At 51.2% G+C, this 20,405-nt stretch carries 21 protein-coding genes; 7 read left to right on the plus strand and 14 right to left on the minus strand.

The annotated features are described in order from the left end of the window. Positions 1-179: 179 nt before the first annotated feature. Together ACQ6WK_RS05670 and ACQ6WK_RS05675 are read left to right on the plus strand one after the other, a co-directional pair. Positions 180-791: a hypothetical protein gene (locus tag ACQ6WK_RS05670; protein ID WP_432799777.1), complete on the plus strand. Its 612-nt coding sequence runs from the start codon at positions 180-182 to the stop codon at positions 789-791. Between the two features lie 59 nt (positions 792-850). Beyond that, positions 851-2,044, plus strand: coding sequence for a prenyltransferase/squalene oxidase repeat-containing protein (locus tag ACQ6WK_RS05675; protein ID WP_432799778.1), 1,194 nt, complete (start codon positions 851-853; stop codon positions 2,042-2,044). Positions 2,045-2,050: 6 nt separating this feature from the next. Here ACQ6WK_RS05675 and ACQ6WK_RS05680 read toward each other — a convergent pair whose 3' ends face one another. The 6 genes from ACQ6WK_RS05680 to ACQ6WK_RS05705 all read right to left on the minus strand — a co-directional run bounded on the left by ACQ6WK_RS05680 (position 2,051) and on the right by ACQ6WK_RS05705 (position 6,831). Beyond that, entirely contained in the window at positions 2,051-3,040 is a 990-nt protein-coding gene (locus tag ACQ6WK_RS05680) for a class I SAM-dependent methyltransferase (RefSeq protein ID WP_432799779.1), read from the minus strand. Positions 3,041-3,280: 240 nt separating this feature from the next. After that, positions 3,281-3,898 (minus strand): CbiX/SirB N-terminal domain-containing protein, encoded by a 618-nt coding sequence (locus ACQ6WK_RS05685; protein ID WP_432799780.1) that lies wholly within the window; start codon positions 3,896-3,898, stop codon positions 3,281-3,283. A gap of 55 nt (positions 3,899-3,953) precedes the next feature. Then, on the minus strand, positions 3,954-4,781 hold the full coding sequence (locus ACQ6WK_RS05690) for a type II secretion system protein (RefSeq protein WP_432799781.1): 828 nt from the start codon (positions 4,779-4,781) through the stop codon (positions 3,954-3,956). Between the two features lie 158 nt (positions 4,782-4,939). Next, the gene (locus ACQ6WK_RS05695; RefSeq protein WP_432799782.1) at positions 4,940-5,704 is read right to left on the minus strand and encodes a hypothetical protein; all 765 of its coding nucleotides are present in this window, start codon (positions 5,702-5,704) and stop codon (positions 4,940-4,942) included. A 330-nt stretch (positions 5,705-6,034) separates the two neighbouring features. Continuing rightward, complete coding sequence (locus tag ACQ6WK_RS05700) at positions 6,035-6,316, minus strand: PEP-CTERM sorting domain-containing protein (RefSeq protein ID WP_432799783.1); 282 nt, start codon at positions 6,314-6,316, stop codon at positions 6,035-6,037. Between the two features lie 47 nt (positions 6,317-6,363). Beyond that, complete coding sequence (locus ACQ6WK_RS05705) at positions 6,364-6,831, minus strand: choice-of-anchor E domain-containing protein (protein WP_432799784.1); 468 nt, start codon at positions 6,829-6,831, stop codon at positions 6,364-6,366. A 409-nt stretch (positions 6,832-7,240) separates the two neighbouring features. On the opposite strand from ACQ6WK_RS05705, the gene ACQ6WK_RS05710 reads away from it, so the two are divergent. Continuing rightward, the gene (locus ACQ6WK_RS05710) at positions 7,241-9,364 is read left to right on the plus strand and encodes a heavy metal translocating P-type ATPase (RefSeq protein ID WP_432799785.1); all 2,124 of its coding nucleotides are present in this window, start codon (positions 7,241-7,243) and stop codon (positions 9,362-9,364) included. Positions 9,365-9,436: 72 nt separating this feature from the next. Here ACQ6WK_RS05710 and ACQ6WK_RS05715 read toward each other — a convergent pair whose 3' ends face one another. Then, positions 9,437-9,976, minus strand: coding sequence for a DUF3592 domain-containing protein (locus tag ACQ6WK_RS05715; protein WP_432799786.1), 540 nt, complete (start codon positions 9,974-9,976; stop codon positions 9,437-9,439). Positions 9,977-10,062: 86 nt separating this feature from the next. On the opposite strand from ACQ6WK_RS05715, the gene ACQ6WK_RS05720 reads away from it, so the two are divergent. Beyond that, complete coding sequence (locus tag ACQ6WK_RS05720) at positions 10,063-10,398, plus strand: DMT family transporter (protein WP_432800378.1); 336 nt, start codon at positions 10,063-10,065, stop codon at positions 10,396-10,398. 45 nt (positions 10,399-10,443) lie between these two features. Here ACQ6WK_RS05720 and ACQ6WK_RS05725 read toward each other — a convergent pair whose 3' ends face one another. The 3 genes from ACQ6WK_RS05725 to ACQ6WK_RS05735 form a co-directional block, all read right to left on the minus strand. Beyond that, positions 10,444-10,743, minus strand: a complete 300-nt coding sequence (locus tag ACQ6WK_RS05725; RefSeq protein WP_432799787.1) for an FmdB family zinc ribbon protein — start codon at positions 10,741-10,743, stop codon at positions 10,444-10,446. Between the two features lie 36 nt (positions 10,744-10,779). Beyond that, positions 10,780-11,193 (minus strand): hypothetical protein, encoded by a 414-nt coding sequence (locus ACQ6WK_RS05730; protein ID WP_432799788.1) that lies wholly within the window; start codon positions 11,191-11,193, stop codon positions 10,780-10,782. 366 nt (positions 11,194-11,559) lie between these two features. Further along, entirely contained in the window at positions 11,560-12,411 is an 852-nt protein-coding gene (locus ACQ6WK_RS05735) for a choice-of-anchor Y domain-containing protein (RefSeq protein WP_432799789.1), read from the minus strand. Positions 12,412-12,838: 427 nt separating this feature from the next. Here ACQ6WK_RS05735 and ACQ6WK_RS05740 point away from each other — a divergent pair, with 427 nt between their 5' ends. Beyond that, positions 12,839-13,519 (plus strand): PEP-CTERM sorting domain-containing protein, encoded by a 681-nt coding sequence (locus ACQ6WK_RS05740; RefSeq protein ID WP_432799790.1) that lies wholly within the window; start codon positions 12,839-12,841, stop codon positions 13,517-13,519. A 123-nt stretch (positions 13,520-13,642) separates the two neighbouring features. After that, positions 13,643-14,113, plus strand: coding sequence for a MarR family winged helix-turn-helix transcriptional regulator (locus ACQ6WK_RS05745; protein ID WP_432800379.1), 471 nt, complete (start codon positions 13,643-13,645; stop codon positions 14,111-14,113). A 49-nt stretch (positions 14,114-14,162) separates the two neighbouring features. On the opposite strand, the gene ACQ6WK_RS05750 is transcribed toward ACQ6WK_RS05745, so the two are convergent. From ACQ6WK_RS05750 to ettA, 4 genes are all read right to left on the minus strand, one after another. After that, complete coding sequence (locus ACQ6WK_RS05750) at positions 14,163-14,588, minus strand: universal stress protein (RefSeq protein ID WP_432799791.1); 426 nt, start codon at positions 14,586-14,588, stop codon at positions 14,163-14,165. A 163-nt stretch (positions 14,589-14,751) separates the two neighbouring features. Continuing rightward, positions 14,752-15,681: a DNA-directed RNA polymerase subunit alpha C-terminal domain-containing protein gene (locus tag ACQ6WK_RS05755; RefSeq protein ID WP_432799792.1), complete on the minus strand. Its 930-nt coding sequence runs from the start codon at positions 15,679-15,681 to the stop codon at positions 14,752-14,754. 156 nt (positions 15,682-15,837) lie between these two features. Then, the gene (locus tag ACQ6WK_RS05760) at positions 15,838-16,848 is read right to left on the minus strand and encodes a glycosyltransferase family 2 protein (protein WP_432799793.1); all 1,011 of its coding nucleotides are present in this window, start codon (positions 16,846-16,848) and stop codon (positions 15,838-15,840) included. Between the two features lie 137 nt (positions 16,849-16,985). Beyond that, positions 16,986-18,671 (minus strand): energy-dependent translational throttle protein EttA, encoded by a 1,686-nt coding sequence (gene ettA, locus ACQ6WK_RS05765; protein WP_432799794.1) that lies wholly within the window; start codon positions 18,669-18,671, stop codon positions 16,986-16,988. A 160-nt stretch (positions 18,672-18,831) separates the two neighbouring features. On the opposite strand from ettA, the gene ACQ6WK_RS05770 reads away from it, so the two are divergent. Next, positions 18,832-19,911, plus strand: coding sequence for a DNA methyltransferase (locus ACQ6WK_RS05770; protein ID WP_432799795.1), 1,080 nt, complete (start codon positions 18,832-18,834; stop codon positions 19,909-19,911). Positions 19,912-20,405 lie beyond the last annotated feature (494 nt).

The following is a 20,405-nucleotide window of genomic DNA, read 5'->3' on the forward strand; positions in this document are numbered from 1 at the left end:
TCTTCCTGAAAAAGAAGCCGGAAGATTGTACGTGGATGATACGCAGGATAATGTGAATCAGCAACATATTTGCAATCTGTGGCATGATTTATAGCAGGATGATGATTCGTGATTGTGAACATGGGGCTTGAGGGCAAACCGGGCTGTTCATGCAAGGGTGGTTGGGCTATGCTTTGGTCATGTCGATGCATCATGATTCCAGTTCGTTTTCAGGTGGTGAAGCTTTTGGTCATACGGCGCGCATGCAACCTACAGGTGGTCGTGCGCGGATTGCCGCACGGTGGGTGTGGATCAGTGCGGGGGTGTCGCTGGGATATACAATATTGATCGTGTTTTCGGTAGCGGTGATGTTAGGGACGCCGATGGATGTGATCGCGGAGCAGGTTCAGGATGAGCAGCAGCTTGAGGTGTTTCGGATGATGAAGGAGGTGGGGATGCCGTTGGTGGTGACGCTGGTATTAATGACAGCGTTGCCGTTAGTGGTGGAGATTGTGGCAGGGTTTGGTGTACTGAGGGGGAAGCTATGGGCCATGATTGTGGTGATAGTATTGCTCGTGTTGCAGATTGTGTTCGTGGGTTTGGGAATGTTGGGGCAATTAATCGGTGCGGGGGTGGGAGCGCTTTTCCCGATCGTGTTTACGCTGCCATTGTTGCTTTTGCCGGTGGTATGCGCGAAGAAATTGGTTCTTGCGATACAGGGCGGTGGTGGAAAAGCAGGAGCAACGAGGCATGATGGCGATCAAGGAAATGATGGGGGGCATGTTGAGCCGTGGAATCGGCATCTGGGATAGTGCGGCGAATGAGCGAAGTGTTGTGAAGAACAATAAACAATCATGAAAAGGAATTCCGGATGAATGATATGAAGCATGATCGTATTGGTGTGATGTTGGTTTTGGTTTGCATGCTGAGTTTGCTCGGTGGGTTTCAGTTATATGCCGTGGATGCAGCTCATCAGAAGAAAGCAGACGATGCGATTGCGAAGGCGATCAAGTTTTTGGAAGCATCACAACAAGATGATGGTGCATGGACACCGCAGCCGGGGCCGGCCATTACCGCAATGATCATGGGCAGCTTGTTGGAGACGGAAGATGTGTCTTTGGAGACGCCGATAGTGGCGCGGGCGTTGGAATATGTGATGTCTAAGGTGCGATCCGACGGTTCTATTTCCGAAGGTTTTTTAGAGAACTATAACACAGCAATCTGTTTGTCTGCTCTATCGAAGATTAAAGGACGCACCGATGTGACGCAAGCAATTACCAAGGGACAGCAATACTTAACAGGTTTGCAATGGGTGGGGCAGAAAGATCCTAATGGGAATGTGATTGACTCGAAGCATGCGTATTATGGTGGGGCAGGGTATGGCAAGCATGGTCGTCCAGATCTATCCAACACGCAATTTATGATTCAAGCGTTGCACGATACAGGTTTGAGCGTGGATGACCCAGCGTATGAACGTGCGCTTGTTTTCATTAGTCGTTGTCAGGGAGTGGAGCAGAATGATCTGTTTTCTAAGGGTGAAATCACACAGGATGGCGGATTCATTTATGCTACCAGCATCAACAAAGATCATATCGGCGTGGCACAAAGTCAGGCTTCGCCGGAGGGTAAGGATGAAGCGCTGGCGGGCAAACCGGTGAGCGGTTTGCGGACGTATGGCTCGATGACTTATGCAGGGTTCAAATCGATGTTATATGCAGGGCTGAAGAAGAATGACCCGCGCGTACAGGCGGCTTATGGTTGGATTTGCGGGAACTATGGTTTTGATGTGAATCCGGGAATGCCGAAAGGGGCAGAGAAGCAAGGGTTGTACTACTACTTGATGACAGCAGGGCGGGCGCTCAGTGCATGGGGAGAATCGATGTTGCCGACGCAACGCGGTAATGCTGTGGTGATGCGTGATTGGCAGAATGATCTGATTGACGCAATCGTAGCAAAGCAAGCTGCGGACGGTTCATGGTCAAATGATGCAGATAGATGGATGGAAGGCGATCAGAATCTGGTGACCGCGTATTGTTTAATCGCACTGATTGAAGCGAAGCAGTAAAAATGGTTAAGGCTTGGTTGCGATCACGCGGACTGAGTCATATTTCAGATCAGAAGAGGCGAAAGCGGTGCGAACAAATCGACGCCAGCGGGATAGTTCCATGCTGAGATTGGATTTTGGTTTTTTGTTCAGCATGGTGTTTTGTTGTCGATTGATTTGATCTTCAAAATCGAACCAAGTTGGTTCGAACTGCCTGCAGTAGCCACGATATTCGGTGGATTGAACTTTCCACCCACTTTTTTCGCATAGGGCTATGAGGCTTTGGGCGGAGAAGAAATTGAGGTGTCTTGGTACGTCGAGCCAAGGCCAAGCCCGAGCATCTTGCTTACAACCGGCGTTGAGGTTGTTGGGTATTTCAACGATGAGTTTGCCACCGGAGTTGACGAGTTTGAGAAGGTTTCGGATGGCGATGACAGGGGCAGTGGTGTGTTCTAGGACGTGAGTGATGAGTACGAGATCGAATTTGCGTGCGAGCGCTTCAGTGGGGAGATTTTCAGCGGTTCCTTGGTAGATAGTGAAGCCGTGGCTTTGTGCGTTTTTGATGGCTTCGGGGTCGGGTTCAACGCCGACGAGATCAGTGATTCCGGCTTCTTTCATACGCCGGAGTGATTTGCCGCCACCGCATCCGATATCGCAGCAGCTTGAGATGCCTTGTTTAGCGAATTCTCTGAATCGTGGAACATACATTTCACTGCTTTGGTCCAATCGCCAAGCGAGGTGAGCGCGGAGTTTTTGTAGGTATGTGTGCGGTCGTGTTTGATTGCGGGCATCGGTGTGGGTGCAGTATTCCGGAAGCTGGTAGAAGGTAGATATTTGATCTGGTGTGGGTGTGGGTTTGAGCTGGCCGAAATTGCAGGTGTTGCACCAGTAGAGTGGGTAGGTGTCCTTGATGTCAGGCCGTCTGAAATCGCCTGGGATGTTTAGCCAAGGTTGCATATCGTTGTTGCAAATGGTGCAGGAGTAGGAAGTTGATTGTGTGGTTGCGACTGTCGTCATGTTGATGGATGAACCCCTCGAGTGGACTGGCAAGATCGTGTGGCTTAGTAGGTATTTAGTGATTAATGTTCGGTAATGCAAGGATTATGTTTGTGATTTTGAGCTTTCGAGTTTTTGAAGTGGGGTGTTGACGGTTGTGAGGGTTTTAGGTGCGCATAATAAAGAGACTGACTCACGACACGGAGCGAGCCAGTCTGCTGGATTGGGAAAACCAAAGTTGAAATGTTTGTGTGCTGAAGGTTATTTCTTCAAAGCTTTTTTGACTTGATCGCGGAGCAATATTGCGCCCCCTCGTGCTGGAGATGACCATGCATAGGTCATTTCGACGTTGGGGAGGCTTGTTTGTGCATGCTTCATCGCGCTTAGGATGTTGTGTTCGGCGTGGTTATCGTTTGGTGGTGTCATCATGGTGGAGATGACCACGAGGTTGGTGAGCCCGGCATCGATTGCAGATTGAATCGCATGGGTGGTGGTGGGGCTACAGAACTCATTAAAACCGAAGAAAACAGGACAATTGGTCTCAAGCTCCAGTTCTGTAGCAAAATCCTTTACGCCGAAGTAGTACGGGTTATTCTCGCGGGTCACCGGCCAGTTAAGCAGCTTCAGTGCGAGATTCTTGTTTTTGATTTCGTGTGCGTGGCTCGCCATCTGATTAAGCGCATGTCTGGCTTGGTGAAGTTCCTTTTTGGGAAAATCATGAGGCGGCTCGCCACGGCCGATGAGAACGATCGCGGTTTGAGAGGGTGATGTGGCGATGGTGCGTTCTATGTTTGCGCCGGCAGTGGCGGCGTAAACCACGGAAAGCACAAGGGTGGCGAGGAGTGGAAGTGTGAGCATGGCTTTAATCGGATGATTCATCACGAGATGCTCCTGAAGTAAGGTTTATTGTCACTGACAGCTTAAGGGGGCAATCTTAAGGGTTAATAAAATCATCGGTTGCGTATCTTGCATCTTGATACCAAAGGTGCATGTCTACTAGCTCATCGGGTCGGAGTGATTCGACATGTGCGTCAAGAAAGCCGGTGTTTGTGGCATTGAAGTAGCGTCCTTTGGGGAGGCCCATGCCGATGCTTGTGTTGACAATATTGATTTCGTTATTGACTACATTCCATTTTTGGCCGTCGGCATAAGGCGGGGTAGACCAGAAATAGCCACTGTCTTCGTTGATCCATCCGCCAGAAATCTGTTGCACTTCGGTGAAGGCAATCAGGGAAGAAGGTTTTTTGACTTCGGCTTGTTTGAAGACGATATGCTGGTTGACGTTAGGTACCCAAGTTGTCCCTGAGGGGACAAAGCCTTGATAGAAGGGGGAGACATGTCCACCGACATAGACGGAGTTTGGGGCAAATCCAGGAGAGAGGCTGATACTATAAGTAGAGGAAGTATCAGGTGGTGTGGTGTGATCAAAAATGACTTCCCAGATATTTGAGAAATAGGTTGAAAGCCGCCATGGATAACGTGCGATCATGACGCCGGAGATTGTTGAGCCATGTGAGATGACTTCGATATCTTTGCCGTAAACATTGGCGGGGACATATCCGTAGAGGATATGGCCGTTGTAGTCATGAGAATACATATGTGAAGCGGTCAGGATTTGACGCAGATTGCTTTTGTTCTTGACGGCCCTGGCGGCAATTCTGGCCTGTGACAACGCAGGTAGAAGAATTGCGATCAATAGTGCGATGATGCTAATGACCACGAGCAGTTCGATGAGTGTAAACGCGGTGTGTTGGCGCTTCATGGCAGTTGGCTTTACAGTTGAGAAATAGGAGAGGAATGGTCGGTGGCCTGGATACCGACCATTCGCGTCTCACTCGTGTTGACAGTTTGATCCATGAATCCCAATGAATCAGGAAAAAAAGGAGAGGCGGCCGACGAGCGACCGCCCCTTCCACTCCCTTAGACTGATCTACGTTTGCCGAGCATTAGCATTGATCCGAAGAGGAGCAATGAAGCTGCTGCGGGTTCCGGGATGGCGGTGATGCCGAAAGCGGTGTCGGTGAGTTTTGTATCGACACGGAGGGCATCGAATGAGGTATGCACGTCGTATGCGGCAACAATCTGAAAATCACCCGTGAAGTTCGGTAGGTAAAATTCATGAATGTCTTCGTAGTGATAAATGGGGACCGGGATCTGTGGTGCCGGGGGGGGTGGGGTAAAGTTGTACTGGAAAACTTGTGCCATATTGTCGCTGCGAAGATTGACAATACCTGCGATGGCATTGCCCAGATCATCGAGAATGGCGATGCTTGTGGCGGAGTTTTGCGCCGCAACCTGCATGATCACGTGTGTACCACTTCCTGAACCGGTGGCGTTGGTGATACTGGCGATGACGTTGTAATCGCTTGCGAAGCTGTAATAGTTACCAGATCCAGCAACACTTGGGCCGGGGCCGGGGGGGGCCGTTGCCTGTTTCTCTACAGCAGTGTTTGTCGTTATAGGTGCGGTGGTATTGCCGGCATTGTTGTAGCCGACATCAGGCGCGCTACTGGTTGTGGAAGTGAATGTATCCCATTCTTGGTAGGTTGAGCCTGCATCGCCGATCGACCAGTGGTCTGGGCCGACAAAAGCGGTCGGCGTCGCTGATGCAGTGGTGATGGTCAATGCCATCGCCGCGCCAGCTGTCAAAATCAAGGTTAGCTTTTTTCGTATGGTTTCATGCATGATCGTCTCTCCTTCCAGAAACGGGGGTGAAGCAGTCCGATCAGTCACGGACGCTAACGATAAAATCTCAAAGAGTGGCCGTAATTGTTATTGGGCGCTCATTAGCCTCGTAAATGAGATTGAATCTCAACAGCAAAAATGGTATCGTGATCGTGCGCTATGGTCAAATCTTTTGTATGGCAAGGCCGTGGCGGATGTGGATAACTCGATCCGTGCAGTGTTTCAGGCGGGCGAATGGGAAAAGCGATGAAGTGATAGTGGCGATGAGTGAGTAAAAAAGCCGCAGCTTAGTGCCACGGCTTGATGTGCAATTGAATGTTTTAGGTTGGCTCAGCCTCTGGTGTGTTTACGTGTCGCAAACGGGATAAGGCCGAGTGAAAGCAGGAGCATGGACGCGGGTTCAGGGATGGGGGTGTAGGTGTAGGTCAGCGAGATCGGGCCATATTGGTAGAGGCTTGCTTCGACAGAAGCTTCGGCTTCATCCACATTCGAGGAAGTGAAATCCACGTCAGCGGGGATACCGATATAAGCACCGAGCACGGTAACTTCGCCGGTGCCGATGAAGTCGTTGAGATTGAACAGGGGGATAGAGGTGAGCGATTCATCGGTCACCCCTTCAGGGGATCCGAGGTTGTCGAATGAGTCGGCTTCGCTGCCGCCTACGGGCCGTAGGTGTCGTCAATGAAAAGGTCGAGTGGGCCGAGCAAAGCGCTGTTGATGACTGCGATACCGGGTGTAGAAGATGAGGTAACACCGATGAAGATGGCGAGGTCTGGCGCGTTCACCGAGACATTGTAGGGATTTGGATCGCCTGGATTAGCCGGTGGAGTAACGGAGTAGGTCTCCAGGTAGATGGCGTATTGGAACTCATAGCTGACAGTGATGGTGACATCGGTGAGCGTGCCGAGTGAGGGGTCAAACTTATCCAGGCCCGTGATTTGGTTGCTATGCATGAAGACACCACCGGTCGAGCCGGTGCTGGTTGTGAGATAATAGGTGGCTATCTCGTCGTCGAGGCTGTCAAACGCGCCGCCGGTGACGGTTTGTGTGGCGGCCTGCGAAAACTGAGGTGTTACCAAGCATGCTGCCGCGACGGCAGCGAGTGCCCACTTATGGTTGAATGACATGTTTGATCCCTCGTAATGGATGCGTTCTGGTGAGTTTAAGGGCCTTTTGCCCACGGCGAGGTTGCTTGAAATGTCGCAAATACAGGCCAGTAACTTTAGAATATACCTCATGCGTCCTCAATGGGGTTTGGCCTAGGTCTTGCTGGTGATTTTTATGAATTACGAGGAGGCTTGCTTGGTGGCGCGAAGGGTGGGAAAAAGATGGTGAAATATCTGTTCAGAAGAGAGTTAGGCGCACCGCTGCGAGAAATGATTATAATTTGTGCTTTGTGACAATCTGGTGGAACCGGTGGGGGAGATCGGGCGTAATAACCCGGACAGCGGGTATTGATTGGGGTCGCGGTACCGCTTGAGGGTGGTGGGCAAGGACATCTCGGCCGGTAGGCCAATTGGTTCGAAGGAGTCTTTCATGACGCAGGTCGCAGGCGCTCAGACGGAATTATCTGGGCACGATGAACACGAACATAAGCATGGTGAAGATTGCGGGCACGGCTGTGATCATGATCACGGTGAGAAGCCGATCCTCGCAGAGAATCAGGTTGATTTTAAGATCAAGCTGGTGCTGTTCGGCGGGACGATGCTGATCACCGCAGCGATCGCGCAGTGGTTCTTTGATACTAGTTTTCAGACAGACGTATTGGCGATGATCGCGTCGATCTTGCTAGGTGGTCCGATTGTTTGGGATGCCGCCAAGGCGATGCTGACCGGCAAGTGTCCGCATAGCCACGGCAAGGGCGATAAGTGTGATCATGATCACGAACATGAGCATTCCCATGACGGCGCGCACATGGAGGAGTTGGTGGCGCTTGCGGTGATCGCCGCATTTGCTGATGGTCAATATCTGGAGTGTGGTGCGGTGGCGTTCTTTATGTTGATCGCATCCTTCATCGAACACCGCACAGCTGTGGGCGCACAGCAAACGATTGAAAGTTTGATTCGCATTACGCCAACACGCGCGCATCTGCTGAAGGATGGCGTTGAGGAAGAGATTGATGCTGCGAAGCTGGTGCCGGGCGATGTGGTGGTCGTGCGCCCTGGTGACAAGATTCCCGGTGACGGCGTGATCCGCAAGGGGATGAGCGCGATCAATCAGGCGAACATTACTGGTGAGAGCGTGCCGGTTGAAAAAAGTGTAGATGATGAAGCGTTCAGCGGCACGATCAATGAGACTGGGATTCTTGAAATTGAGATCACCCGTGCGGGCAAAGATTCAACACTGGGCAAGGTGCAGAGTTTGATTACGCAAGCCGCGGCAACCAAGCCCGTGGTAGTGCGACTGCTTGATAAGTATGCAGGGTATTACACGCCGGTGGTATTGATGATCGCCGCGATTGTGTGGTACTTCACGGGTGATATTGATACGTGTATTACGTTGCTGCTGATTGCATGTCCGTGTGCGATCATCTTGGCCGCACCAACTGCGATGGTTGCGTCGCTATCGAGTGCATCGCGTTTGGGTGTGTATGTGAAAACAGTGTCGGACCTCGAGGTGGCCAAGCAGATCAGCGCGATCGTGTTTGACAAGACGGGTACGCTGACGGTGGGCGAGTTGGAAGTGACGAAGCTGACGCCGGTGGAAGGTGTGGGCGGTGCCGATCTGCTTCAAACATGTGTAGCAGCTGAGCACAACTCGAAGCACCCTGTGGCAAAAGCGGTTGTGGCAATGGGTAAAAAAGCGAAGCTAACGGTGAAGCCGAGTGAGAGCTTTGAAGAAGTGGCTGGCCGCGGGGTGAAGTGCGTGATCGAGGGGGCGCAAGTGATTGTGGGCCGGCAGGCATTCCTTGAAGATGAAGGCGTGTCTATCAGTGGGTTAGACATGGCCGGCAGCGAAGGCTTGAGCCTTCTGTTTGTGGCACGTGACGGCAAGTTGATCGGGTGGGTTGGCTTGGAAGACAAAGTTCGCGCGGGTGCTGCGGATGCGATGGATGAACTGGAGATTGAAGGTGTGAAGCGGCGCGTGATGATCACCGGCGACCGGCGTAGCCCAGCGCTGCGTGTGGCGCAAGAGCTTCACTTGACGGACTTCGAGGCAGAGGCGCTTCCGGGCGACAAGCTTGAACTTGTGAAGATGCTCAAGAGCAAAGGTCACAAGGTCGCGGTGATTGGTGACGGTGTGAACGACGGGCCAGCCCTAGCAGCAGGTGATGTCTCAATCGCCATGGGCGCAGCTGGTTCCGACGTTGCGATCCATACCGCCACGATTGCGCTGATGAACAACAACCTGAACCGCATCCCGTTCTTAATCCGTTTGAGTAAGCGGACAGTGACGGTGATTCGTCAGAACTTGATCGGTACGCTGATTTACATTCTGGCGATGGTGGCATTGCTTTTCGGATTGAAAGATGTGATCTCGCCGTTGGTGGCAGCGATCATGCACGGAGTGAGTTCGATCATTGTCGTGTTCAACTCGGCTCGCTTGGTGCGTGAGGGTGAGAATATCATTGACCATGTGCCGGTAGATGTTGAGGAGCCAGCGCGTAAGGCAAATGTCGAGAGTGTACAGCGCGTTGAGCCTGCAACGGCAACGGCATAAATGGTTTGATGCAAATGTGAATGCTAGAGAAACCCGTTTTGAAAGAGGCGGGTTTTTTCGTGGATATGTTGGTTAATGTTGTGAAAGTGATGGTTGGGGGAGGGTGGATTGATTGGGGTAAGAAGTGGGGGAGTCATCATCGGTTTTTCTGATGTTTTTGATGAGGAAGAAGAGGCAGACGAGAGGGATGATCGCGATGAGGGCGAAGTTCAGCAAACGCTCTGCGGGGTTCCAGTCTTTGCTGATCAGGGCAAGTGATGGATCGGCGGGGTCGTAGTAAATGGTGAGCGGTGATTGCGATTTGAGGTCGGCGATGAGCGTTTGTATTTCTGTTTCGTCATAGCAGACGTGGGCGGTCTTAGGGGAGTATTGAGAGCTGGTGTAGGTGGAACCATCGACTTGGTAAGTGTATTGGATATTGAGGGTGTATTGGATGCGCGTCGTGTTTTGGGTTGTGGTGTATGTGGCTTGCGCAAGGGTGGCGGAGGTGGATGGCCAGTGGTCCATATTTGTGAAAGTGAGGTAGGCGAGGGATTGCTGAATAAGGCTATAGCCAGCAAGGAAGGTGATGAAGATCAACGCGAGGTTGGCGGGGGAAAATGTTTTACTCATGGGAATCCTTTGAGGCTAGGCTGATTATAGAGGAATGAAAGGTGGGTAGGGAAGAGTGGTAGAATACACGGAGAAAGGAGATGGCTATGGGTTATGTGTATTTGCTGATTGCGATTCTGTTTGAGGTATTAGCAACAAGCACCTTGAAAATGAGCGAGGGGTTTACAAAGGTTTGGCCGAGTGTGGCGGTTTTACTTGGGTATGGTGTGGCGTTTTATTGTTTGTCGTTGACGCTCAAAACCATGAAAGTGGGCGTGGCGTATGCGATCTGGAGTGCGGTGGGAATCGTGCTAGTATCAGTCGTGGGGTTGTTGTTTTTTAAGCAAAGAATCGATGTGATGGGGATGGTCGGGATGGGATTAATTGTGATAGGAGTGATTGTGTTGATGGGGTTTTCAGATGTATCCGCGAGTCATAGCTAGTGGCGTGTAGGGTACAAAGAAATGTTGCATGATCTTGGTGGTAGATTAGTCGGTCTTGCGATTGATTTTGTCCGGGCCTTTGCCGGCTGTTTTTTCGTACTTGCCGGTGTCGGTTTTGACGTATTTGGTGAAGCCGAGTTTGCCGAGCTTGTCGTCGGAGAGATTTTTGGCCGCACGTGCTTCGGTATGATCACCGACAATGGCGGGGGCTTGAGGGATGCGCTTGACCGGTTGACCGGTGGTGGGATGATGGGTGAGCGGGTCGTCAGACATGCGCTGCGTGACTTCAAAAATCTGTCCCGGCTCGTCGCCATCGAGAATGACTTGGTAAACGTAGGTAGGCATATCAATATTATAGGTTCGGTGTGGTTGAGTGGCGAGTCAGGTAGAGAGGTATTGGCCGGCTAGGATACGGAGCATCAGATCAATCCGATGAGGGAAGTAGATGAAGAGGACGCTGAAGGTGGTCGCCCAAATGATGAATAACCAGGTGCGGTGGTTGCGTGGATGGTAGATGGGCGTGCGGGGTCTGATCTTAAAGGCAATGAAGGTCAGTGGCGGTGCGGCAAGGATGAGGATCACAAGCGGATAAAAAGCGGGGCGGTGCATGAGCGCCCAGATAAGTTCGAAGAGGTGCAGGCGTGGTGGTGGATCAGATGTCGTAAAATAGAGGGTGAGTAACAACCAGGTTTGTAACGCGAAAATGATGAGAGTGAAGAGGTGCGCGAGTTTAAGTCGGGTACGCTTAGGGAGGATTTTTTGTGTGAGGGGTTTTTGTTTTGAACGGGGTGGCATGTGTGGAGTTTAGCAGCGGCGGATATGACTGCAATGTTCGTCATCAACGAATGATATTGATAAAGGTGCCCCGCCCCTATTATGCGGAGTGATATGTGCATTAGGGACGGGGCAGGCGGTGTATGGGGCAAGGAATATTGAAAGCATTTCGCTTTCAGCCCGGGGGTTTATCTCTGCTATTAAGACCCCGTACGCTCTATCATTAATGTATCAAGTAGCGGGGTGGAAGTGAAGCTTTTTCGTTATCTACAATTGCGGTATGTACGCTTCATATCATAAAGAAAACTTGAGAATCTCTAAGCGCAGGATAGATGTATTTTGTTGTTTAAGGTTGCGTAATTTTGATGGTGAAGTGATTGCAGACAGTTAGATGTTTTGTTTCGATTGTCTGCGATATAGATATAGCGGGATAGTTGCGATGAGCATGAGAAGTGCTGTGCCTGGTTCGGGGATAGCTACGGGGAGGACTTCGACGTAGGCGAGTTCGGTGATTGCATCGGCAGAAGAAGTGTCGTCGCCGAAGAATAGGAAGGAGTCAAACGCGTATGGATTGGGTGAGCCGGCGAAGGTACTGTAATCACGGAGTGAACCTGAAAGAATGTTAGTGTTATCTGCGAAGAGGTTGTAGGACGAGCCAAGAACAGCGAGGTCATAGGTGATGTAGTTGTTGGTGAGGTTAAGGGCGGTGGTGTCAAAGTTGACGGATTCTTCGGGGAGGAAATCAGGAGCATTGTCAGCATCTGGTCCATCGTCTGAGTAGGCGAAGATGGTGTCTGTCCAGAAACCGAGCTCGAGTGCTTTTGATGTATCAGACGAAACTGCAATAACGGAGAAGCCGGCACGCGTGTTGGCGGCGGTGTGAGATTCACTGACGATGCGAAGTTTGAAACGTAGTGTGTAGCCTGTGGAGGCATCCAGTGTGGGTGCGATGGAAGGCGTGGCGATGGTACCAGTGGGGTCTTCTGAGAAGTAGCCGAGTTTATCACTACGGACAGTAGAGGTGTCGATTAGTGTGTGCGTTGTGTTGGTGGTGACTGAGGATGATGTGCCAAGGAATGGTGAAAGGCCGAGTCGCCAGCCCTGGTTAGCCGCTGGGAAGACGGAGCCCATGTCGGTACCGAGTGAAGCGTCGTAAAGCACAACAGCTTGCGTCGGGGTTGTAATAAGCATGCATGTGGTAGCAATGATGGCGGGGCAGAGCAGGCGCAGATATGACATGATGATTTCCTATAAAGTCGATCGATCTGTAAACACATTGCCCGCGTTGCTTCAATACAAGCTGCAATACGATCATCATTTAAGTGCAAGGTGTGAATGGATGCAAGATCAATTCACTGGATTGTGCTGGAAGTTAAAATAGAGAAGCAGAGATTGATTTCAACTTAAAGTATTAGGTGCTTTCCCTCTCTTGGGAATAAAGCCAAACGTTTTATAGTAACTAACAGTGCATATGCACGTTCTGTGGCATAGCGTGTGTGCAGATTAAGGCTCAATCGAGTTCTTATTTTTCATTGTGGTGAACATCTTAAATCTCAATCTGCTGCAGTGTGCGGCGACTGCTATCGCTTTGACCTCGCTGAGCGATAGTTCTGAAAAACGAGGTTGTGTTTCTCATCGGAGAGACAGAAAGACGGGAGAGATGTACGTGAAAATAATAACGACCACACAGAGGATTGCCGCGATGGTGGTATTGAGCGGTGGGCTTGTATTGGGCAGCGGTGAGAGCATGGCGGCACTACAGCCCAACGGCTCGTTGGACTTCTTTACTGATTTTGGCGGTACGAGCGGCAATAATTCATCCGCTACGATTAATGATGGTAGTTTGAGCGCGACGTTCAGTGGGCATATCGGTGTGCGGCCAGATGGTCCGCTGTACTTCCAAGATGCTCGATCGTTCTGGGTTGAGGAAGACAACGTGGATGGTTCGGTATCGCTCAGTCAGGGGGCCACGCTAGTGCAATTCGTTGCACGTGATCGCTTGCTCAGCGCGACAGATCCAAACGGTGTGATTCAGTTTCTGGATACTTCATCGCAAGCGATCAATGTTGATGTTGAGGTTTATGATGCATTGACAGGTCTGTTATTAGCTGGCGATTCGAACCACGGTACTAATAAGAATCAGATTGGTCTGAGTAATGACTGGGTGCGCTATGTGGTGAAGGCAGCCGGTCCTAGCACGTTCATTGGGGGTTTGTCATTAACCAATGACGATTCCGTGGGCCGGAGTGCGATTGATGATTTTGGTTTTAATGTGCCAGAACCTACAAGTATAGCTGTGATGGGGATGGGACTCATGTTTGGCCTGCGGCCACGACGCCGCGGTTAAGATTGGGATTGACGGGCGCCTGTGTAAATACACGCGCCTGTTTTTGAATGTTTCTTGCGGTGAGATGTAAAAAGTATCACGATGCTGTGATGCAAGAGCGGGCGATGATCGTATACTGTGGCGATGGCAACAGACAAGAAACGCAAAGTATTAACAGCGAAATGCACTGAAGCCGCAGGGGTTTGTGCGTGTTTTCACTTCCGAAAAGTATCACGTGCGGTGACACAGCTTTATGATCAAAGCCTGCAGCCTGCCGGATTGCGCTCGACACAGTTTGTGATTTTAGTTGCGGTGCATCTGTATGAACCAGTGGGTGTGAGCGCACTGGCGCGAGCGCTGGTGATGGATCGGACCACGCTGATGCGTAACCTGCGGCCGCTGGAAGAAGACGGCCTGCTCGTCAAGGAAGACAGCGATCAAGGGGGGCGTTCTAAAATGGTACGGCTCACGCCCGAAGGTGAAGAACGTATTACGCTGGCGATCCCATATTGGGAAGCTGCACAGAAAGGCTTTGTTGAGAAACTTGGTGTTTCCCAGTGGGATGATATGTTAAAGCTATTAAACAAATCAACCGATGCTGCGCGGTTGGCTTGAAGAAGATTGAGGTTGGCCGTCTAATCGCTGGTTAGATTAGGTGAGGGATTTAGATATTGCCGTTCCAGTTCGCGGGCAGGAGCATGACGGGGAGGTCGGTTTGACGTATGAGATTGCCGGGGACGTCACCGATGATAAGGCGTTTGAGGACACCTTTGCCAGTGAGGCCGAGGAGGATGAGGGTGCAGTTGCGAGCATGGGCAGTATTGAGAATAGCTTTAGAGGTATCGTCGGAAAAGAGCATGATGCCCTCAGCAGTAATGCCTTGCGCTTGAAGTCCTTCAGTAAGGAGTTTGAGTGTTTGTTCACCGCGGTTGGTCGCGTCGGATTCGTGCTCATCTTCATCTTGCAGGGTGGCAACGTGAGCGATGATGACCTGCGAGCCGAGGCGAGAGGCAAGGTCAGCGACCGGACCGACGAGCTTTTCACTTGCCCACGGGGATGAAACTGCGACGAGGATTTTTGACTTACTCAAGGTTGCACTCCTACTAGCGACGTTGTCATATTATCGTTTGAGGGGACCAATCGGGCAACTTTTGCGGCTTGAAAGTGGTTTGAATGGGCTATTGGGCGAGAAGAAAAGAAAAAAAGCCCAAGGCAAGGCCCTGAGCTTGATTGATGATTGGTTTGTGAACAACTTAGCTGTCGAGTGTGCGGAGGCCGAGGCCCATCTCGACGAGTTTCTCTTTGATTTCAAGTAGTGAGGTCATACCGAAGTTTTTGACGCCCATCAGTTCAGCTTCGGTCTTCAGGACGATGTCGCCGATGCATGAGACATTCAGCAGGGCCAGCGCCTTGCGAGCACGGACCGAAAGATTCATCTCGTTGATCGAGCGAGAGAGGATCTCGTTGTCGCCGCCTTGGTCGACGAGTTGATCGTAGACTTGTTGCTTGACGACTTGTTGATGTTGCTCGACAGACTGTCCGAGGCGAAGGCCTTTTTGTGCGAGCATCGACTTGATTTCGTCGAGTGATGCATCGCCGAAGTTCTTGAAGGACCGCAGTTCTGCTTCGGTGACTTTGAGCAGGTCGCCGAGGGTGCGGATGTTCATCTTGCGGAGCGCGTTGCGTGTACGGACAGAAAGCTCAAAGTCCGTGACAGGCGTATCGAGAAGCACCATGTGTTTTTCGTTGCGTTTTTCAGCTTCGTCGTCGATCACCATCGCTTTGGAAGCGAGGATGTCTTTGATGTAGAGCGTGCCGCGTTGATGGTTGGGTGCGGTGGCAAGAATCTGACGTACACATCGCTCAGACTTGGCGTGCTCGTTGCGATCTTCATAGAGGATCGAAAGATTAATCAGCGCGTTAAGGTGAGGCTTTTCGCGCTTAATGCATTCTTCATATAGATGCAGTGCTTCATCTTCCTCGCCGACAAGGTCGAGGCAGTAGCCAAGACGAAAGCAGATTTCTGCATCATCTGGGTTGGCGGTATAGGCGGCTTGGTATGCCTTGATCGCTTCGTCACGGAGGCAATCTTTTTCGGCAGCAAGACCTTGCTGAAAATACTTTGCTGCGGTATCGGGATCGGCGGTGGTGGCTTGTCCCAATGTGTGGTCGGCTTCGCTCATAATGGATATAACCCCTGAGTTAGGATTGTGACTCAAGTTCGTTCTGGATAAGACGATAAATCATAATCTTGGTGAGAGAGGGAGGCAAGTATGGTCGGGTTTTCTCGGTGTAGCAGGCAGTGAGGAAAAGCTGATTTTGTGGATTCCCAAGCGGGGCTACCGCTGAAATTCGGCTGTTTGAGGCTCCGAGGGAGAATCATGTTGCGATTGAGCAGGGGAATCAGGAACAGAGGGCAAAGGAGGAAGGATTTGATCAAGATGCTCAAAGGTGATGCCAGGTTGGTCCATACAGCACCATTGGACGTAAATCGGCGTGGGCAGGGAGTTGCGAGAGTTGAGGTGTTTAAAAATATTGACCATACCGTTGAACAGGCCAACGGGTAGGAGGCGGCGGCGGTTGAATTCAGCATATCGGCGGAAGATGACTTTGAGTTGCCCGAGGTAGACTATGGGAATACGGAGCAGGGGTACGTAGCGATAGGTAAAGAGGATGTTGTTGGCAGTGTGCGTATGGGCGCGGGTGGCATGAGAGGCGAACCCGGTCTTGGGTTTGGGGGGCGGGTTGTGGATCAGGGGTGTGACAGCTGCAAAGGCGATGACGAAACCGAGTTGAATCATGCGGATGGAGAGATCGGAGGCCTCGGTGTAGAAGCCTAGCGATTCGCGGTAACCGCCGAGGTATAGCCAGATGTCACGGCGGGCAAGACATGCGGATTCAAGACAAAAATTTCGGAAACGCAGTGATTCGAGTTTTGATGTAGCCATCAATTCATCGGAGCCTTGGATGAATTGATTGTGTTCGATCATGGGTAAACCGACAATGCCAATGCGTGGATGCGCAAAGTAGGCGAGTGTGTTTTGTAGGGTATCGGGATCATCAAAATAAGCATCATCGTCGAGAAAGTAGACATAAGGAGTTGTGGACATCTCAACGAGTCGGTTGCGTGCAGTGAGCACAGAGATGTTGTCGGAGGATTCGTGAAGCGTAACTGATGGATAGTGCTTTTTGATATGGTCGGTGGTGTCATCAGTTGAGGCATTATCCCAGACGATGATTTCATGTTTGGGTGTTTGATTGAGTGCAGATTCGATAGCTGCAGAGACATATTCGCGGCGGTTATGTGTCACGATAAGCACAGTGATATTGCTAGATGGTGTTGCGCGCATGGTTTATATTAGATGTTTGTCAGTTCCCAGATTATCCAGCCAATTGTAACAGATACAGTTTGAGCTTCGGTTAAAGAAGTTGGTTGTTGTATGAAAATAGATCTTGTGGAGAGGTGTTGTAGCGATTAATTGCGGAATTAATCGCGGGTGAGTTTTCGGTATTTGACGCGGTGGGGCTGGTCGGCATCGTGGCCTTTGCGGCGTTTATAGTCGGCCTCATAATCCGAGTAATTCCCGGGGAAAAAGACGATTTCTGAGTTGCCTTCAAAAGCGAGGATGTGTGTCGCGATGCGGTCGAGGAACCAGCGGTCGTGGGAGACAACCACTGCGCAGCCGACGAAGGAGAGCAGTGCCTCTTCGAGTGCGCGGATGGTGTTGACATCAAGATCGTTGGTCGGTTCGTCGAGGAGCAGAACGTTCATTTCTTTTTGCAGCATATTGGCAAGGTGGACGCGGTTGCGTTGTCCGCCTGAAAGTGTGCCGACTTTTTGTTGTTGATCAGGGCCGGTGAAGGAGAAGCGTGCGCAGTAGGCGCGGGAGTTGACTTCGGTGTCGCCGAGCTTGATCGAATCGGCACCGGATGAAATCGTCTCCCAAATGGTGCTGCCGGGGTCGAGGTCGTCGCGTGTTTGATCGACATAGCCGAGTGCGACGGTTTCACCGATGGTAAGTGATCCTTCATCGGGCTGTTCAGAGCCGGTGATCATGCGGAAGAGCGTGGTTTTGCCGGCACCGTTGGGACCGACGATACCGACGATGCCGCCGCGTGGGAGTTCAAAGGAGAGGTTGTCGATGAGGAGCGTGTCCCCGTAGGCTTTGGTGAGGTTCTCAGCTTTGATGACAAGGTCGCCGAGGCGCGGTCCGGGCGGGATGTAGATCTGCGCTTCACGGGCGCGCTGACGTTCATCATTACTGGTTAAGCTATCGAACGATGCGATCCGGGCTTTTGATTTCGCCTGCCGCCCTTGCGGGGTTTTACCGATCCATTCAAGCTCACGCTTGAGTGCTTGCTGGCGTTTTTTATCTTGTTTTTGCTCTATTTCAAGGCGATTTTGCTTTTGATCCAGCCAGGACGAGTAATTGCCTTTCCACGGGATGCCTTCACCGCGATCCAGTTCGAGAATCCAGCCGGCAACATTGTCAAGGAAGTAGCGGTCGTGCGTGACAGCGATCACCGTGCCTTCATATTGATGAAGGTGTTGTTCCAGCCAGTGGATCGTTTCAGCATCGAGGTGATTGGTGGGTTCGTCCAGTAGGAGGATGTCGGGTTTTTGGAGCAGGAGTTTGCAGAGTGCGACACGACGTTTTTCGCCGCCGGAGATGATGTCGATTTTGGTGTCGGGCGGCGGGCAGCGCAGCGCGTCCATCGCCATGTCCAGTCGTGCGTCCAGGTCCCATGCGCCGAGCATGTCCAGTTGTTCTTGCACATCGCCTTGCCGGGTGAGGAGCTTGTCCATTTCGTCGTCGGCCATCGGCTCAGCGAATTTTTCGGAGATCTCGTCGAACTCTTTGAGTAGGTCGGTGATGTGGGTGACGGCTTCTTCAACTGTTTCGCGGACGGTGGCGTTGGGATCGAGTTCGGGTTCCTGCGGGAGGTAGCCGACGGTGTAACCGGGGGTGATTTGTGTTTCGCCGTCGAAGTTTTTGTCGATGCCGGCGAGGATGCGGAGGAGTGAGGACTTGCCGGAGCCGTTGAGTCCGAGGACGCCGATCTTGGCGCCGTAGTAATAGGAGAGCGAGATGTCTGTGAGGACGGTTTTGTTGTTGTACTTTTTGCTCACGCCGAGCATGGAGTAGATGATTTTGGTTGAGTCGTTGGCCATAGGATTGATACACCGGCGGGGATGAATGGGGCAGACTGGAAACGAGGCGACTATTTTACTGGATGCGAGATCGCGATGCTGTATGTGGAAGATTGAGGCTTAAATGTCCTTTCTACAGGCACTTTAGGCGTTTGGCGGTTCGGCGACTAGAATGTGCGGCATGAATGAACGAAGTAATCCAAATCGTGGCGGACAAGGCGGTGGTCGTGGAGGCTATAGCGGGGGAGGCCAGGGAGGACGTGGCGGCGGTGGGCAAGGCAGCCGATACTCTCACCGGACCAATCGCGATTACAAGCCACGCATGGGCGGGCGCGACGGTGGCAGTCAAGGTGGGCTGCCACCTTTTAAGAAGCCACCGCTCCGTATTCAGCCGACGACGCTGTGGGATTATCCATCGCAGCATTATGGCGATGATGTGCAGGGCGATCCGAATTACCGTGGGGCAACGCCGAGCTATGTGATTTGGAATCTACTCCAGCGATATACCGAAGAAGGCGACTTGGTGATCGATCCCTGCTGTGGCAGCGGGACGACACTAGATGTGGCACGTGATCTTAAACGCAAGGCGCTGGGCTATGACGTGAACCCGACACGAGATGATATTTTTCGTGTGGATGCGCGGGACTTACCGGTGGAAGACCGGAAGGTTGATTTTGTGTTTATTGATCCGCCGTATTCCACGCACTTGGAGTATTCGGATGATCCGCGTTGCATCGGGAAGCTGAGCGCTGCGAATGGCGATTATTACGATGCGATGGAAAAAGTGATTGATGAGATGTACCGGGTACTCAAGCCGGGCGGCCATCTTGGTTTGTACGTGAGTGATTCGTATGAACACAAAAAAGGGTTTCACGCGCTGGGTTTTGAGTTGTTCGGACGGATGCAGGCCAAGGGTTTTGAAGCGATTGATATTGTGAGTGTCGTGCGGCATAACCGGACGCTTGAAATGGGTAACTATCGTGCAGCTGCTGAGGAAGAGAACTTCTTTTTACGCGGGTTTAATTATTTGTTCATCATGCGGAAGCCGGGCGCGCCGAAAAAGTTGAGGAAGAAAAAAACGCGTGGTGAGAAGAAGCGTTTTGAAGGACAGGACAATTGGCAGGGCGATGATCGCAATCAAGGGCCAGAGTATGAGAAGCCTGAAAAGTTCACCCAGAAGGGGATTCAGTTCACCGGAGACCGTCCAAAGGACGGCCCGATCAACCGCAAGCGGAGTAAGAAGAAAAAAAAGAGGGGGTGAATAAGATGTGAGAGTTAATATACTGCACTAGTTGGCAAGTTTGCGGCTCTAAAATCCGAGCTCTATATGTTCATAAGGGATGTTAAAGCTAGATGTCTGTATGGAAATTGCTCTTTAAATCAAGTAAAGAGGTTTTTGTATTACATTAGATAGTGATACTCGTAGCGTAGATTAGGGGAGGACTTACAGAATAGCTTAAAGTTTAAATAGGGCGTGGTTTACATACAATGTTTCCGGTGGGGTATTGATGCGAATTTTTTTTTGTGTGGTATGGTTGTGGGCGGAGATGATCATATTTGATAATATGATGATGAAAGTAACTATAGATTTGGTTACTACAATCATGTGTGAACAAGTTTGCCCTTCTTGTTAGTTGTTGAAGCTGACTAGTATGATGTGGTCGGTGTTTGTTTGGTTTTGTTAAAGATCAATTGCTGGCTTCTGTGGTGCTTGTATGTATACCAGGGGTAAAGGTCTTTTGAAATTACATTATT

It is taken from the genome of Poriferisphaera sp. WC338 (assembly GCF_050931845.1).
Taxonomy (GTDB): domain Bacteria; phylum Planctomycetota; class Phycisphaerae; order Phycisphaerales; family Phycisphaeraceae; genus Poriferisphaera.

Coding starts and splice junctions, on each gene's coding strand:
- ACQ6WK_RS05745 (WP_432800379.1), top strand. CDS start 13,643: ATGGCAACAGACAAGAAACGCAAAGTATTAACAGCGAAATGCACTGAA.
- ACQ6WK_RS05680 (WP_432799779.1), bottom strand. CDS start 3,040: ATGACGACAGTCGCAACCACACAATCAACTTCCTACTCCTGCACCATT.
- ACQ6WK_RS05770 (WP_432799795.1), top strand. CDS start 18,832: ATGAATGAACGAAGTAATCCAAATCGTGGCGGACAAGGCGGTGGTCGT.
- ACQ6WK_RS05755 (WP_432799792.1), bottom strand. CDS start 15,681: ATGAGCGAAGCCGACCACACATTGGGACAAGCCACCACCGCCGATCCC.
- ACQ6WK_RS05675 (WP_432799778.1), top strand. CDS start 851: ATGAATGATATGAAGCATGATCGTATTGGTGTGATGTTGGTTTTGGTT.
- ACQ6WK_RS05685 (WP_432799780.1), bottom strand. CDS start 3,898: ATGAATCATCCGATTAAAGCCATGCTCACACTTCCACTCCTCGCCACC.
- ACQ6WK_RS05690 (WP_432799781.1), bottom strand. CDS start 4,781: ATGAAGCGCCAACACACCGCGTTTACACTCATCGAACTGCTCGTGGTC.
- ACQ6WK_RS05730 (WP_432799788.1), bottom strand. CDS start 11,193: ATGCCACCCCGTTCAAAACAAAAACCCCTCACACAAAAAATCCTCCCT.
- ACQ6WK_RS05720 (WP_432800378.1), top strand. CDS start 10,063: ATGGGTTATGTGTATTTGCTGATTGCGATTCTGTTTGAGGTATTAGCA.
- ACQ6WK_RS05695 (WP_432799782.1), bottom strand. CDS start 5,704: ATGCATGAAACCATACGAAAAAAGCTAACCTTGATTTTGACAGCTGGC.
- ACQ6WK_RS05670 (WP_432799777.1), top strand. CDS start 180: ATGTCGATGCATCATGATTCCAGTTCGTTTTCAGGTGGTGAAGCTTTT.
- ACQ6WK_RS05735 (WP_432799789.1), bottom strand. CDS start 12,411: ATGTCATATCTGCGCCTGCTCTGCCCCGCCATCATTGCTACCACATGC.
- ACQ6WK_RS05710 (WP_432799785.1), top strand. CDS start 7,241: ATGACGCAGGTCGCAGGCGCTCAGACGGAATTATCTGGGCACGATGAA.
- ACQ6WK_RS05725 (WP_432799787.1), bottom strand. CDS start 10,743: ATGCCTACCTACGTTTACCAAGTCATTCTCGATGGCGACGAGCCGGGA.
- ettA (WP_432799794.1), bottom strand. CDS start 18,671: ATGGCCAACGACTCAACCAAAATCATCTACTCCATGCTCGGCGTGAGC.
- ACQ6WK_RS05715 (WP_432799786.1), bottom strand. CDS start 9,976: ATGAGTAAAACATTTTCCCCCGCCAACCTCGCGTTGATCTTCATCACC.
- ACQ6WK_RS05760 (WP_432799793.1), bottom strand. CDS start 16,848: ATGCGCGCAACACCATCTAGCAATATCACTGTGCTTATCGTGACACAT.
- ACQ6WK_RS05705 (WP_432799784.1), bottom strand. CDS start 6,831: ATGTCATTCAACCATAAGTGGGCACTCGCTGCCGTCGCGGCAGCATGC.